Genomic DNA, 14419 nt, shown 5'->3' with positions numbered 1-14419 from the left:
GGCAGCATAACTCGCAATCCCGGACACGTATTCCAGATAGCCCCCCTTGCTAAGGGAGACGGCTCTTTCTAGGTTCTGCACATCATTGCCGCGTCGGGCCGGAATACGACGAGACCCTGCTGATCTTTGACCGACGAAAGGAATCGTCCCTTGAACCTCTCGACTTATCGCGCACAGTGGGCTTTCAGCCCGCTGCGCGAGGTGCTGGCTGGCATGGTGGGCACATTTGCGCTCATTCCCGAGGTCATTGCCTTTTCATACATTGCGGGTGTTTCGCCGGCTGTCTCACTCTACGCGTCATTTGTCATCAGCGTCGCGATTGCCATTACGGGCGGCCGACCGGGCATGATTTCCGGCGCTGCCGGTTCGGTGGCGCTTGTTGCCGCAGCGCTCGTGCATCATCACGGTATCCAGTATCTGTTTCTGGCCACGCTAGTCGCTGGCGCCATGCAGATCGTATTCGGCCTGCTGAAACTGCATGTGCTCATGCGCTTCGTCTCGAAAGAGGTGCAGACCGGTTTCGTCAATGCGCTGGCCATCCTGATTTTCTCGGCGCAGGTGCCGCAGATGCTGTATGTGACATGGCACACCTATGCCCTGATCGCGCTTGGTCTTGCCATCATCTACCTGCTACCGAAGCTGACAACGGCCATCCCCTCCCCCCTGATCTGTATCGTCGTCCTGACACTCATCACCATCTGGTACCCGATGCCTGTGCATGTGGTGGCTGATCTTGGCGCCCTGCCTACCGGCCTGCCTGGCTTTACCCTGCCGCATGTCCCCCTTACGCTCGAGACATTCGAGATTGTCATGCCCTACGCACTGGCGATGGCCTCGGTGGGTCTGCTTGAATCCCTCATGACCGCGGGTGTGGTGGATGACCACACAGATACCCACGGCGCACCGCGTATGGAATGCACCGGGCTCGGCATTTCCAATATACTGGTCGGACTTTTTGGTGGCATCGCAGGCTGCGGCATGATCGGCCAGACGGTCGGCAACCTTCGTTATGGCGGCCGCGGACGACTCTCCACCTTCACGGCAGGTGCCTTCCTGCTGATCCTGATGGTCCTCCTGCACAGCTATGTTGCGCGTGTTCCCATGGCAGCGCTTGTTGCCATCATGATCATGGTGTCAGTCAGCACATTCGCATGGGGCTCGCTGCGTGATCTCATGCGTCACCCCAAGCTTTCCAGCCTGGTCATGATCATCACCGTGATTGTCACAGTCACCACGCATGATCTCGCGGCTGGCGTGGCGGTTGGCGTGCTGCTGAGCGGCGTTTTCTTTGCCTGGCGGGCCATGGGTATGCTGCGTGTCGAAACCCGGCAATCGGCTGAAGCTGATCTGTATCTGGTACACGGCCAGGTGTTCTTCGCCTCGGCTGACATGCTGTACGATGCGATCGACTTCCAGACAAAGGCACCGGTGGTCGAAATCAATCTCGCCGATGCGACATTCTGGGATATCACATCGGTCGATATTCTGGAGAAAATCGTCAGCAAGCTCCAAGGCAGATCGATCACCGTTCGCGTCGAGGGGCTGCATAGCCGGCGTCATGGTCTTATCGCCGAGCAGTCAGACGAGCCCCTTCTTTCAATGTGAACCGTGGAGGCGTTTCGCCAGAGCCTCCCGCTCTGGCGACGCAACAAGATCGGCAAGGCTTTGCCGATCCAGCACGGCCATGAATGCTTCTAGCGCCTCGCCCAGCACCCCCTGCAAGCGGCAGACGCCGGTGAGAAGACAGGTCTGGCCCGTCTGAAAGCAGGCGACGAGGGCCATATCCTCCTCGGTAAAGCGCACAAGCGCTCCGATATTGATCTCTTCAGCAGGGCGGCCAAGCACGAGGCCGCCTCCACGCCCACGCATGGTCGTAACGAACCCTCCCTGCCCCAGCCGGTGCACAATCTTCACGAGATGATTCTCGGAAATGTCGTAGCGCTGGGCAATCTCATGAATCGACACACGGCGATCAGGATTGAGGGCGAGGTAGAACAGGGTGCGCAGGGCATAATCGGTATGAAGGGTCAGGCGCATATTTGAAGATATATCATATTTACATGTTAAGTGCATTCACCCTAAAAGATGTATGTTATTTGCATCTTTTAGGAGTCGAAGGATGATCACACCGCTCAAATCCGGCACTGCTGGTATCGTCAAGGCGACAATCCCCGCTTTGGAGGCCCATGGTGTAGAGATCACCAAGACCATGTATGGCGCTCTGATGCGCGATCCTGCGATTGCAGCCATGTTCAATCAGACCGATCAGGCCAATGGTCGTCAGCCCCACGCATTAGCGGCAGCGGTTCTGGCCTATGCACGGCATATCGAACACCCTGAAAGGCTGGAGGCCGCGCTCAGTCTTATCACCGAGCGTCATGTCGCCGTTATGGTCAAACCCGAGCAATACCCCGTGGTAGGCAGGGCGCTTCTGGGCGCGATCAAGACAGTGCTGGGTGATGCTGCGACTCCCGAGATTATCGACGCCTGGGCAGATGCATACCGGTTTCTCGCCGATGTGCTGATTGATCGGGAAGCCAGGATTTACGCTGAGCGCGCGGCGCTGCCCGGTGGATGGCGCGAATGGCGCACGTTCCGGGTTGCCTCCAAAACGAAAGAGAGTAATGCCGTTGCCTCTTTCTGGCTGGTACCTGTGGATGGCAAGCCGGTTCTGCGCCATGAGCCCGGCCAGTTCCTGACATTCCGCTTGGACCGTGATGGCCTTTCCACGCGGCGCAGTTACAGCATTTCAAGCGCGCCCGATTCGAGCGCTTACAGGATTTCGGTCAAGCGTGACCCCTTGGGCAAGGTATCGCGCTGGTTCCACGACGTGCTCAAGGAGGGTGACGCACTCGATGTGGCGCCGCCCGCCGGAGACTTCACACTCGCCCGAAGCGGCACATCGCCTGTCATTCTGGTCAGCGCGGGAATTGGTATCACGCCCTTCATGAGCATGATCCTGGCGGCAGGCGACCGCAAAAGCAGTCCAGCAATACGACTGGTACACGGTGATCACGATTTTGCCCGCATGGCCTTCAAATCTACCTTCGTTGACGCCGCGACCAAACCGGAAGCTTGCCGGATCGATCTGTTCAGCAGTTCGGGCGAAGGCAACAACCTGCCAGTGCCAAGCCATAAAGGGCATATCTCGGCCCAGTGGATTTTCGACCAGATGGGCGCCGACACGCATGTTTTCGTCTGTGGTCCCAGAGGCTTTCAACGTGACCTGATTGGCGGCCTGCGCCAACTCGGCGTCCCAGGCGCGCAGTTGCACCACGAATTTTTTGGCTCGGACGAACCACTCCTGGGCTGACGCTCTCTGCGCACATCGCGATCGGTTCAACCTGCGATGTGCGCCGCAACGTTGCGGGCAATGTTACCGAGTTTCGACCAGAGATCGTCGTTATCGTCTTCCCGACCCAGCGACAAACGCAGCGTGCGCTTTTTTCCTGCTCTCTTCCTCAGAGAGACTATTGTGTATGGATCTGAGATTTATTTCTCATATTTGAGATACCGAAATATGTATTGTTCGATACAATATATAGTCCACTAGTATACACTACACATAATATTTTATCGGAATCGTTTGCATGATAGAAACGTTATATTACTTTATTTTTTTCTTATAGATCTGTACCTCGTTAAGGCTTGTTATCAGGGGAAGGGCGTAATGGCTGTTATCTTCGAAGGTGACGATCTGGTCGTCCACGAGATTGAAGGCGATAGTCAATACGCCGTCGTTACATTCGGGGCCGCAGATCAATGCCACCGGGCAACAGATGAATTTTTTGCTGAGCGGCCGCTTCGGATCGGTAATATACGTAGTATTGGTATCACCACCAAGAAGGTACTCTGGTTCATTTCCCCTGAAGTAGAGCAAGTGATCTCGCTCGTTAATGATCGCCTTTCTGACGTCGAGAACAGGATCATCTTCGGATATTCGATGGGTGCCTACCCGGCGCTGAAATGGTCACGCCGGCTGAATGCGAAAACGGTGTTTTCCATGGCGCCGAAGTACTCACTGGACCCAGATCTCTGCGATTTGGATCCAGATTACATTGATCGCTATTTCAAGGACGAGCTACGAGGCATGTTCATCGGCTCGGAAGATGTCGGGGGACGCATATTCATTGTTCATGATCCAGACCACCGACACGATACGTATCACGTAGGACTTATTGCAGAGAAGCTGACAGCTCACGATGTGACCCTGATCCCAAGCTTCTATTCTGAGCACTTTATTCCCCGGGCTTTTACGGGACGCCACAAGTTCCTTCGTCTCATGGATGCACTCGCAAATGGCACGCGGGAGACCGTCTGCCACACCTTTGCGAAGGAGCGCCGCACAAGCCTGAATAATGTCGAAGCGCTATTTACACGCACTATACATCATCGCCCGGATTGGTCCTTCAGGGCCCTTTTGGCACCCACAATTTTTGTGCATGATAATCTCAAGCCACTCTTCGAGAAGGCCCTTGATATCGGTCGTCTCGCCCACCGTCTGTCCGAGCGAGGCAGCTTCGGCAGATCTGCGATTTGTCGCAACCTTCCTCTGATTTACGCCCGTTACGGCAGAAATATTGAACGATCACAGGTACTCGCCGCAGGAATAAAACGTCTCGTACCGGCGCCACTGGGCTTCCACGGGCACATCCTGTGTTACGATATTACCAATCATACGTTCATCGGCGGGGACCTGGTCGGGAGCGCTCCATTGCATCGACCTGTGATCTTGAAGCGCTTCGGTGGCCACCTGTTTTTCCAGATCACGATTGGTGAGGAGACATTATACCTTTACGAGCATGAGGGCGATATCATGCTTTCGGATGAAGCACGCCCATCGGGGTTTCACCTTGTGAAAAGTGCCCGCAACGCGCACCACCATATCAGGTCACGCCTGGGCAATCTGTGCTCACACCCGAACGGCACATATGAACTGAACTCGAAGAACAACCTCGAATGGGAAGAATTCTCAATTCCATCAGAATTCCCGACCTGACCGCAGTTGGCCACGTACCTCCCAGTTACATCAATGGGCAGATAGGGAAATGAAAAATGGGGAGACAAGCTCCCCGTCATGCTTTCCAGCGAGACCAAAAACCTGACTCAGGGTTTCGGCCAGCCAGTCGCGGGGCGGTCGAAATGTGACAGAAGATCCTGATCGGGGATATTCGTCAGATCCTTGCTCTCACTCTTGATCAGCTTTTTGCTGGTCGCTTTCGACAGATGCTCGCGAATATCGTGAAGCACGTGAGGTGCCGCCGCAAGTACGAGCCCTTCGAGGGCAGGGTTGTCGTTTAGTGCCGTCTCGATTTCATCTGCAATCTGTCGGGCGAACCGCTCCTTGACCTGCACTTTCGGATCCGAACGCGGCTCTTTTATCGAAGCGACATCACCCGCTGCGTCCGTCGCCTTATCGTGGGCTCCAAAGCGCTGGATTGTACGCATCTGCTGGCCATCATAGCGCAGAAAGCGTGCCTTTTCTCCATCGCAGACTGCATAAAGTACTGGGTCCTGAACGGCCATAAAACTTCTCCTGTGTTCACGAATAATGAACGCAATCTGGTAAAGGCAGTTTCTGCTTACACAGATACTTGAAGCAGGCTCAGCAGGACAAGGCCAACGCGTCACGGACCATTTGCCAGGACGCTCGGTCGGGCGCGTAAAGCAGGCCCCTTCCCGGCACCGCAGGATGGTAAGGCACATCGTTCAAACGCGCACCATAAGCCCCGGCTTCATGCATAAGCAGCCAACCCGGGCAATGATCCCACAGACACGTGCGACTGTAAGCCAGCACATGCCCGTGCCCCCCTGCCACCAGGCGATATTCATGCGCGGCGCAGCGCAAATCCCATAAACCGGTCATGGAACGCAGCGCCTGGTCGGCGCGCTCTGTGTCACCCATGGGCAGCGTACGCCAGGCAATTTTTCCGGTTACATCCTCAATACGGGAAAAAGGCCGTGCCGCCCGCATGGGACGGGTTGCCCCACAAGGGTCCTCCGTCCAGGCGCCCTCACCCATCAGGGCAAGGGCAGAACTGCCTGTGACAGGGTCATGAATGACACTCGCAACCGGCACGCCGTGCTCGAGAACCGCCATCATCACGCCAAAAACCGGCAAGCCGGCGGCATAATTGGCTGTGCCATCGATAGGATCGATGGTCACACTTAGCGGGGCTCTACCGGCTTCTTCGATCAGGGCCGGTTGGGTGCAGCATCGCTCTTCGCCAATCAGGACAGCCTCTGGCAACAGGCGCGCCAGCTCCCCCGCAATAAATTCTTCCGAGAGGATGTCCGCAATCGTCACCAGATCGGATGGGGACGATTTCGTACGTATGTCAGCTTCGGACAGACGACCAAAACGGGGCATGATGATCCGTGTCGCCGCATCACGGGCGATCACGGATAGATCCTCCAGCACCGCTCGCGTCACGGTGCGTGTCCGCACCGGTGTCATGATCGCCTCACCCTCGCTCAATCGTTCCTCCCTGGGAGAGACCGTTATCCTCCCTCAATCCACTATCAGGAGGATTTCAGGCAGATACAAGGCAATCCGGGTAGAGTTGGCCAAAGCGTGACCGGTCCTGTTCGAACAATCGGACATCGAGTGTGATCTCGGTTTCCTGGTCCAGACGTTCCAGAACCTCGCCATGCTCATAGAGCCATGCCAGCGCGGCACCGTTGCTGATATCAAGGCTCACACGTGTCAGGCTCATCGACGCCGTCATATGCTGATCGAGCATCGAATAGAGATTAGGCAGCCCCTCGCCTGTCATGGCCGATATGGCCACACAGCCGGGATGACGCGGGACAGCCTCGATACCGCCCATGAGGTCGGCCTTGTTCAGAACCTCGATGGTTCGCTCGGGCCAGTTTTCATCCAGCATGCCATCGCGCACCATGCCATCCAGCACGTTGATGACATCAGCACGCTGGGCGGCACTATCCGGGTGAGCAATATCGCGCACGTGGAGAATGATATCAGCCTCGGCCACTTCTTCGAGTGTCGCACGAAAGGCCGCAACCAGCTCGGTTGGCAATTCACTGATAAATCCGACCGTATCCGACAGAATGACCCTGCGCCCTGACGGCAGACGCAAACCCCGCATGGTCGGATCCAGCGTCGCAAAAAGCTGATCCTGCGCATGCACGGCGGAGCCGGTCAGTGCATTGAACAGCGTCGATTTGCCCGCGTTGGTGTAGCCCACCAGAGCGACCACCGGGAAGGGCACTTTCTTGCGGGCGGAGCGATGCAGGCCACGCGTGCGGCGTACCTGATCGAGATCCTTGCGCAATCTGACCAGACGCTCATCAATCATGCGACGATCAGCCTCGATCTGGGTTTCACCCGGACCGCCAAGAAAGCCGAAACCACCGCGCTGACGCTCAAGATGGGTCCATAGCCTGACGAGACGTGAGCGCTGATATTCCAGATGCGCGAGTTCGACCTGCAATACGCCCTCACGGGTCGCTGCGCGCGCGCCAAAGATATCCAGGATGAGCCCGGTGCGATCGAGCACTTTGCAGTCCAGTGCCTTCTCGAGATTGCGCTGCTGGCCGGGTGAGAGTTTGGCGTCCACGATCATGACCTTGACGTCATTCTCGTGCACCAGCTCGGCCAGTTGCTCAACCTGCCCCTTGCCGAACAGGGTCGCAGGGCGGACCGCACGAATCGCCAGAACGGCCTGCCTGACGACAACGAGACCAATGGAAGAGGTCAGCCCGACAGCCTCTTCAAGACGGGCTTCCGCAGCACGGAACTCGTCATTGGGTGTCGGGCGCGCCCAGGGTAGAATGACCGCAGCGCGTGTCGCGGGGGGTGTCGTACTTGTCGTCACTGACACGTCTTGGGGAAACTCCAGTCCTTAAAGGCTCAGTTCGCCATCCTGAGCAAAAAGCGCCAAGGGAGCGACAGGCATGATCGTGCTTACCGCATGCTTGTAGACAAGCTGGGTGTGGCCGTCACGACGCAGAATGATGGTCTCGTGATCAAATTGAGGGATGACGCCCTGCAATTTCACGCCATTGACGAGAAAAACCGTCACGGGAAGCGCATGTTCCTGCAGATGCTGGAGGAACAGGGATTGTACGGTTTCACCCTCCTGAAACTCGGCAAAGGGGGCGGTCTGGGGCGATGGGGTGGGGTTTGCTCTGGCCAAGATTGCTCTTCTTCTTTTCAGGTGTTTGCAGGGGCCCCTGTCCGGGGGGCCGGGAGACAACGCGTGAAACAGGCTCCCGGCTTTATGGCCCCTACCTTATCTTTATTGAGATAGGGTTTCCAGACTCACAAAGTCCGGTCTTCAGGTGTCACGCCAAGCTGCTTGAGCTTGCGATGAAGGGCGCTACGCTCCATCCCGACGAAATTCGCAGTACGGCTGATGTTTCCGCCAAAACGCAAGAGCTGCACCTGCAGATATTGCGTTTCAAACAGGTCGCGCGCCTCACGAAGGGGCAGCGCCATGACATCCGCGCCGGCATCGAGACGCGTCATGGAGGGGGCGCCCTGGCTGACCGTGCTGGGCAGCATATCCGCGCGAATGAGATCCTGACCATTGGGCATCATGATCAGAAGGCGCTCCATAAGGTTGCGCAGCTCCCGGATATTTCCCGGCCATTCATAGGATTGCAGCGCAGCCAGCGCATCGACCGACAGTTCGCGTGGCGCAAGGCCGGCATTCTCGGCGTAACGACGCAGGAAATGCTGCGCGAGGGACGGGATATCCTCACGACGTTCACGCAGGGAGGGCAGACGCAGCGGCACCACAGCCAGACGGTAGTAAAGGTCCTCGCGGAAGCGCCCCAAGGCAATTTCACCCTGAAGATCGCGGTTTGTGGTGGCGATCACACGCACATCCACCTTGACCCTTGTCGAACCACCCAACCGCTCGAACGTCTGGTCCTGCAACGCGCGCACGATCTTGCCCTGGGTCTCCAGCGGCATGTCCGCCACTTCGTCGAGCAGCAGCGTTCCCTTATGGGCACGCTCCAGCACGCCGGTGCGGCGCATCACACCATCGGATTGCCCCTCGATGCCAAAAAGCTCTTCCTCGAAACGGTTTGGCGCAAGCGTTGCACAGTTCAGGGCGATAAACGGCCCCGTGCCCCGGCGCGAGCGGGCATGGACCATACGCGCCGCAATTTCCTTGCCCGACCCCGCAGGGCCGGTAATCAGCACGCGTGAATTTGTGGGCGCCACACGCTCGATCTGCCCCCGCACGGCGCTGATGCCGGGGCCGTCACCGAAAAGCAGCGTCTCGTTTCCCGAGCGCAGACGCAGCTCGGCATTCTCGCGTTCAAGGCGCGCGGCTTCCAGCGCACGCTGGACAACAACAATCAGACGATCAGCCTGAAACGGCTTCTCAATGAAATCATAGGCCCCGTGCTGAAGGCTCGAAACGGCAGTCTCGATGGTGCCGTGGCCGGAAATCATGACGACCGGCAGACCCGGCTCCTCCGCCTTGATCGTCTTGAGCAGATCGATGCCATCAAGGCGCGATCCCTGCAGCCATATGTCGAGGATGACCAGCGACGGACGACGCGCCCGGAACGCCGCCAGCGCCTGATCCGAATTGGCGGCAACGCGCGTTTCATATCCCTCATCACGAAGGAGCCCCTCGATGAGAAGCCGGATATCCGGCTCGTCATCGACGATCAGGATTTCATGCTCCATGCGCATTCCTCATCAGAAGTTCACTGCTCCCTGCTCGTCTGGACCATAAGGTCGGGCTGTGCATCGGACACCTCGCGCACAGGCAGGGTGAGCGTCGAGACGGTTCCACGTCCGTCCGGTCGGTCCTCCAGCCTGATCCCACCTGTGTGATCCTCCATGATCTTCTTGACGATGGCGAGCCCCAGCCCCGTCCCTTTCGGTTTGTGCGTGATATACGGTTCCGTCAAGCGGTGGCGGTCAACAGAAGGCAAACCGATGCCGTCGTCAATGACCTGCACCATGGCTTCTCCCCCCGCAACCCCCAGAGCCACGCGTATACTTCCCTGGGTCGCCCGCCTTTCATTCCCCGCTTCGCCCTGTCGGTCCATCTGACTGGTGTCGCCCTGCTCTTCACGTTCCTTCGCCGCCATGGCCACGGCATCGGCGGCATTCTGCAGCAAATTGGTCAGGGCCTGGCCAATCAGACGTCTGTCGCAATGCACGAGAGGACCACGAGCCGGCATATCGGTCGTGTCATAGATGATCTCGGGATGAGCATTGCGCTGGAGGACCAGAGCTTCTCGCACCAGACGCGACAGATCCTCGTCCTTGAGAACGGGTTGCGGCATGCGGGCAAAAGACGAGAATTCATCCACCATACGCCCGATATCGCCAACATGACGCACGATCGTATCCACGCACTGACCAAATGTTTCCGGATCGGAACTGATCTCGCGCAGGAAGCGACGCTTCAGCCGCTCTGCCGAGAGCTGGATGGGCGTCAGCGGATTCTTGATTTCATGAGCGATGCGTCGGGCCACGTCGGCCCAGGCTGCCTTGCGCTGGGCCGCGAGAAGCGCCGTGATATCATCGAACGTGACAACATAGCCTGTCGAGTCATCGCTTCCTTGCTCACCCACCACGCGCACCAGAAGCGTGCGGCCGGATGTACCCACACTGGGGCCATCACCAAGCACAGTCCCTCTCTCAGCGACATCGATCTGGATTTCCGCGGTATGCGCCTGTCCGGGCTCTGCTCGCGCCTGATCGAGCATGGTGCCGAATTCCGGCACAACATCGCGCAGGGCCTGTCCCTTGCCACTGTCCAGGTCACGCTGGAGCAGTCTGGAGGCGGCGCGATTGGGTAATTCGATCACCTGATGCGCATCGAGACCAATCACGCCGGCCGACACACCCGAAAGCACCGTTTCGGTGAAGCGACGCCGCTCATCAATTTGCTCATAGGCTTCCATCAACTCGGTACGCTGGGTAGAAAGCTGATCGGTCATGCGGTTGAAGGCACGCGACAGGGTGCCAACCTCATCATCACGCCGGGCGTCGCGGGCCCGTGCTTCGGGCACACGCACGCTCAGATCGCCCTCGCTCACCCGTCGCGCTGCAAGGATCAGGAGCCCGAGTGGCTGGGTGATCTGTTTGGCCAGAACCAGCCCCGTCAGCATGCCGATGCTGAGCACCAGCAGGCCCAGTAGCGCAAAGATCAGCGCAAAACTCACCTGTATGGCCGAGCGATGCGCGTCGAGACGCTGATATTCCGAAACGACCGCATCGGTATGGCGCATATGCTCGAGAATCTTGGCATCGACCGGGCGTGTGATGACCAGCATCAGCCCGGAACTTGGCCCAAGGCTAACGACAGCGCGTACAGTGCGCTCATCGGGACTGTCGAGAATCGCCACGTCATTGGTGCGTGCCAGGGTCGTGGCATCCTTGGGCGGCAGGGCAAGCTGCTTGCCCTGCAGCGCCGCCAGCCCACCCGAGGCCACCACCTTGTTGGTGTAGGAATCGAACACCACGGCCTCGTTAAGGCCGCGTTCGGTGGCTTCCACATCCAGCATCATCCCAAGCTGACCCGGATCACGCATCAGATCCACGCCGTGGCGATACATCTCGTCATTATTGGCGGTGATGATGATGTTCGCGAGGGCAAAGGCCTCGGTGCGGATGTTGTCGTTATGCTCCTGCAGATAGCCTGCTGCCACGTCACGCGCTTCGGTCAGCGCCGTGTTCACCCGGTTGGAAAACCAGATCTGGATCCCGAAATGGAAGAACAGGGCTGCAAGCCCCCCGATCACCACCGTCGGGGCCACGGCGACCACGCCGAAAAGCGTAATCAGCCTGACATGGAGCCGCGCCCCTGCCAGACCGGTACGGCGCTCGGCAAGCATGCGCCCGACGCGCATGATCACCGCCGCCCCCAGAAGAAGCAGCACCACGAAATCGAGCAGAAACACGACGGATTCGATCTGGGGCCGGTAAGCAAAGGAGAGGCCACGGGCCAGAACAACAAATGTCGTGATCAGCAGAACCAGCGCCGCGCAGGCCAGAACCATTGCCGTCTTGAGACGGCTGACACGCCGTATAACCCGCAGGATGGCGGAATCATGCTCTATCTGCGATCCGCTCCCGGGCATGGGATCATCCGGGAAGGGGTCGGACACATGCGTGATTACGGGCTTGTCCCTGTCTGTCATGACCGTGTGCGCCCTGTCTCGATGCCTAAAAGCTGCAGCCGTTTACGCAGCGTATTGCGATTGATCCCCAGAAGGGCAGCCGCCCTAATCTGATTGCCCTCTGTCGCTCTGAGTACCAGGCGGAATAAAGGTCGCTCGACCTCTGCCAGCACGCGGGCATGAAGCGACCCCTGAACATCGCTTTCAAGATCGAGCATGGAGGGAAGATAACGCGCCAGAAGCCCCTGAAAAGAGGCGGCATCTGCCGTTGTGTCCACACGATGCAGCGCAGCAAGACGCGCCGCCGTCACGACCCCGCCCGCTCTGGATTGCGCAGCATGAGACAGAAGCTGGCGTATCTGGCGGAAATTACCGGGCCAGTCCTGCTGGGCCAGCCAGGCGGCGCAATCCGGATGAAAAACCGCCTCTCCGCCATTCTGTTCGGCCCAGACGGCACAAAGCGCCCCTATATCGTCGTGGCGCTCCCGCATGGCCGGAACGGTGACACAGTGCCGGCTCAAAAGGGTCGCCAGGGCCTCATCCATGCGGCGATCCTGCACAAGGCGCGCAGGCGCCCATGTACTGGTGCAGATCACCACCGGGCGTTCATTGGCCGGTTTATTGCACAACAGCAAAAGCAGACTGGCTTGCAGGCCTGGCTCCACAAGGCCGATCTCACCGATGAACAGGCACCCAGCCTGATCCGCCAGAGCCTCTTCAAAGGAAAGGCGGTCAATGACCGGCACGAAGCGCCCCGGTCGGGCAGACTGCACCCAGAGATAACGTGCAGCTCTTGTTCGGCCGCTGCCTGCCTCACCGCACAGCATGAGTGCGTCGAGCGATGGCGGGCAGGCATCAAGCCGATCTCGCAATTGTCGGACCGCTTCAGACTGCCCGTCAAAACCAAGACTGGCCGGTGCGGGATGCTTCAAGGCATGAGGCGCAACGCTTGCCGCGCCTCGGAAATCTGGCTCTGCATTTTCAGAAAGCATGCCGGGAGAGGCGCGATCGTGCGGCATCAGGAGCGCACTGACACGGTTGCGATCATCATGCGCCCGACTGGCCTGAACCGGTAGGGCAAGGCGCGGTCAGATCTTTCTCATTCAGAGAATGCAGGAGTCCAGAATACAAGGACGCATCATGATGCAGCGAACGCGTCATTCAGGCAGCTTCTTCAACCGCATCGCCGGAATCGGGGCGCTGATGCGTGGCTTCACGGTCGCGCACGACCCCGTTGGCGATCTGTTGGTCGTAAAACGCCGTGAGGTGGTCGATCACATCCTGCGCTGTATCCATCTTGTTGATGCTGGCACGAAACGCGGCTGAACCGGGAAGGCCGTGCGAGTACCAGGAGACGTGCTTGCGGGCGAGACGCAGGCCGGGACGCTCGCCGAAATGGTCCAGCATCATCCCGTAATGGCGCAGAACGATGGCTTTCTCTGTCTCGAGGTCCGGATCCGGCATGTTCTCGCCCGAACGAAGCGACTGCGCCACCTGGGCCAGAAACCACGGGCGCCCATAGCAGCCGCGACCAATCATCACACCATCCGCCCCCGAGGCCGCCAGCGCATCGCGGGCGTTCTGGATGGAAACGATATCCCCGTTGACGATCACAGGCAGGGAGACGCTTTCCTTCACCGAGCGAACGAAATGCCAGTCTGCCGTGCCGTTATAAAACATCTGGCGCGTACGCCCGTGGACGGTCACAAGGCGAATACCAACATCTTCGGCAATGCGGGCCAGACGCGGGGCATTGAGCGACTGATGATCCCACCCCATGCGCATCTTAAGCGTCACCGGCACTGAAACGGCCTTGACCGTCGCTTCCAGTAAAGCCGCAGCCTTGACCTCATCACGCATGAGCGCGGATCCGGCAGATTGCCCTACCGCCACTTTTTTCACAGGGCAGCCAAAGTTGATGTCAATCAGGTCGGCGCCCTGATCCACAGCAATCCTGGCGGCCTGCGCCATCGCCTCGGGGTCACATCCTGCCAGCTGAACGGAGTTGGGGCCGTTCTCGGCGCTGCGTGCCATACGCAGGGTGTTCTCGTTCTCACGCACCATGGCCCATGAGGCGATCATTTCCGACACCACCAGCCCGGCACCGAGATCACGCGCCAGCTGACGGAAGGGCAAATCCGTAACACCCGACATCGGCGCCAGAATAACCGGCGTTTCGATCACGACACCGCCGCCAAGATCGATCGGGCGTAGTTCAAGGCCGCGGCTCGACCCAGCCACGTCGGAAGAGGAAAGATTGCTCATGATGGGCCTAGGATACCGGCGGCCCTTGCACGAA

12 protein-coding genes are annotated in these 14419 nt (G+C 58.7%); 3 read left to right on the top strand and 9 right to left on the bottom strand.

Going from position 1 to position 14419, the window contains the following annotated elements:
- Nucleotides 1-150: 150 nt before the first annotated feature.
- Nucleotides 151-1605: a SulP family inorganic anion transporter gene (locus Asbog_RS01350; RefSeq protein ID WP_062163807.1), complete on the top strand. Its 1455-nt coding sequence runs from the start codon at nt 151-153 to the stop codon at nt 1603-1605.
- Here Asbog_RS01350 and Asbog_RS01345 read toward each other — a convergent pair.
- Nucleotides 1597-2037, bottom strand: coding sequence for an RrF2 family transcriptional regulator (locus tag Asbog_RS01345; RefSeq protein WP_062163806.1), 441 nt, complete (start codon nt 2035-2037; stop codon nt 1597-1599). The genes Asbog_RS01350 and Asbog_RS01345 overlap by 9 nt on opposite strands.
- A gap of 82 nt (nt 2038-2119) precedes the next feature.
- On the opposite strand from Asbog_RS01345, the gene Asbog_RS01340 reads away from it, so the two are divergent.
- Nucleotides 2120-3313: a globin domain-containing protein gene (locus Asbog_RS01340; RefSeq protein ID WP_062163805.1), complete on the top strand. Its 1194-nt coding sequence runs from the start codon at nt 2120-2122 to the stop codon at nt 3311-3313.
- Nucleotides 3314-3670: 357 nt separating this feature from the next.
- Complete coding sequence (locus Asbog_RS01335) at nt 3671-4999, top strand: hypothetical protein (RefSeq protein ID WP_062163804.1); 1329 nt, start codon at nt 3671-3673, stop codon at nt 4997-4999.
- A gap of 107 nt (nt 5000-5106) precedes the next feature.
- Here Asbog_RS01335 and Asbog_RS01330 read toward each other — a convergent pair whose 3' ends face one another.
- The 8 genes from Asbog_RS01330 to dusB all read right to left on the bottom strand — a co-directional run bounded on the left by Asbog_RS01330 (nt 5107) and on the right by dusB (nt 14385).
- On the bottom strand, nt 5107-5526 hold the full coding sequence (locus Asbog_RS01330) for a host attachment protein (RefSeq protein ID WP_023977894.1): 420 nt from the start codon (nt 5524-5526) through the stop codon (nt 5107-5109).
- A 79-nt stretch (nt 5527-5605) separates the two neighbouring features.
- Nucleotides 5606-6478, bottom strand: coding sequence for an inositol monophosphatase family protein (locus Asbog_RS01325; RefSeq protein ID WP_062163803.1), 873 nt, complete (start codon nt 6476-6478; stop codon nt 5606-5608).
- A gap of 55 nt (nt 6479-6533) precedes the next feature.
- A complete protein-coding gene (gene hflX, locus Asbog_RS01320) occupies nt 6534-7838 on the bottom strand; it encodes a GTPase HflX (RefSeq protein ID WP_031240186.1) in 1305 nt (434 codons plus the stop codon).
- 27 nt (nt 7839-7865) lie between these two features.
- The gene (gene hfq, locus Asbog_RS01315; RefSeq protein ID WP_023977891.1) at nt 7866-8159 is read right to left on the bottom strand and encodes an RNA chaperone Hfq; all 294 of its coding nucleotides are present in this window, start codon (nt 8157-8159) and stop codon (nt 7866-7868) included.
- A gap of 125 nt (nt 8160-8284) precedes the next feature.
- Nucleotides 8285-9670 (bottom strand): nitrogen assimilation response regulator NtrX, encoded by a 1386-nt coding sequence (gene ntrX, locus Asbog_RS01310; RefSeq protein ID WP_023977890.1) that lies wholly within the window; start codon nt 9668-9670, stop codon nt 8285-8287.
- Nucleotides 9671-9690: 20 nt separating this feature from the next.
- The gene (locus tag Asbog_RS01305) at nt 9691-12081 is read right to left on the bottom strand and encodes a sensor histidine kinase NtrY-like (protein WP_062165628.1); all 2391 of its coding nucleotides are present in this window, start codon (nt 12079-12081) and stop codon (nt 9691-9693) included.
- A gap of 56 nt (nt 12082-12137) precedes the next feature.
- Nucleotides 12138-13139, bottom strand: a complete 1002-nt coding sequence (locus tag Asbog_RS01300; protein WP_062163802.1) for a helix-turn-helix domain-containing protein — start codon at nt 13137-13139, stop codon at nt 12138-12140.
- A 142-nt stretch (nt 13140-13281) separates the two neighbouring features.
- Nucleotides 13282-14385 carry a tRNA dihydrouridine synthase DusB gene (gene dusB, locus Asbog_RS01295; protein WP_062163801.1) on the bottom strand — a complete coding sequence of 368 codons (1104 nt, stop codon included), beginning with the start codon at nt 14383-14385 and terminating at the stop codon, nt 13282-13284.
- Nucleotides 14386-14419: the final 34 nt, after the last annotated feature.

Source organism: Asaia bogorensis NBRC 16594 (genome assembly GCF_001547995.1).
Classification (GTDB): Bacteria; Pseudomonadota; Alphaproteobacteria; order Acetobacterales; family Acetobacteraceae; genus Asaia; species Asaia bogorensis.
This window is presented reverse-complemented; position numbering and strand designations above follow the sequence as displayed.

Bases quoted from the DNA above. Each gene is read 5' to 3' on its own strand.
- Asbog_RS01305 (WP_062165628.1), bottom strand. From the start codon at position 12,081: ATGCCCGGGAGCGGATCGCAGATAGAGCATGATTCCGCCATCCTGCGG.
- Asbog_RS01300 (WP_062163802.1), bottom strand. From the start codon at position 13,139: ATGCCGCACGATCGCGCCTCTCCCGGCATGCTTTCTGAAAATGCAGAG.
- Asbog_RS01335 (WP_062163804.1), top strand. From the start codon at position 3,671: ATGGCTGTTATCTTCGAAGGTGACGATCTGGTCGTCCACGAGATTGAA.
- dusB (WP_062163801.1), bottom strand. From the start codon at position 14,385: ATGAGCAATCTTTCCTCTTCCGACGTGGCTGGGTCGAGCCGCGGCCTT.
- ntrX (WP_023977890.1), bottom strand. From the start codon at position 9,670: ATGGAGCATGAAATCCTGATCGTCGATGACGAGCCGGATATCCGGCTT.
- Asbog_RS01330 (WP_023977894.1), bottom strand. From the start codon at position 5,526: ATGGCCGTTCAGGACCCAGTACTTTATGCAGTCTGCGATGGAGAAAAG.
- Asbog_RS01340 (WP_062163805.1), top strand. From the start codon at position 2,120: ATGATCACACCGCTCAAATCCGGCACTGCTGGTATCGTCAAGGCGACA.
- Asbog_RS01345 (WP_062163806.1), bottom strand. From the start codon at position 2,037: ATGCGCCTGACCCTTCATACCGATTATGCCCTGCGCACCCTGTTCTAC.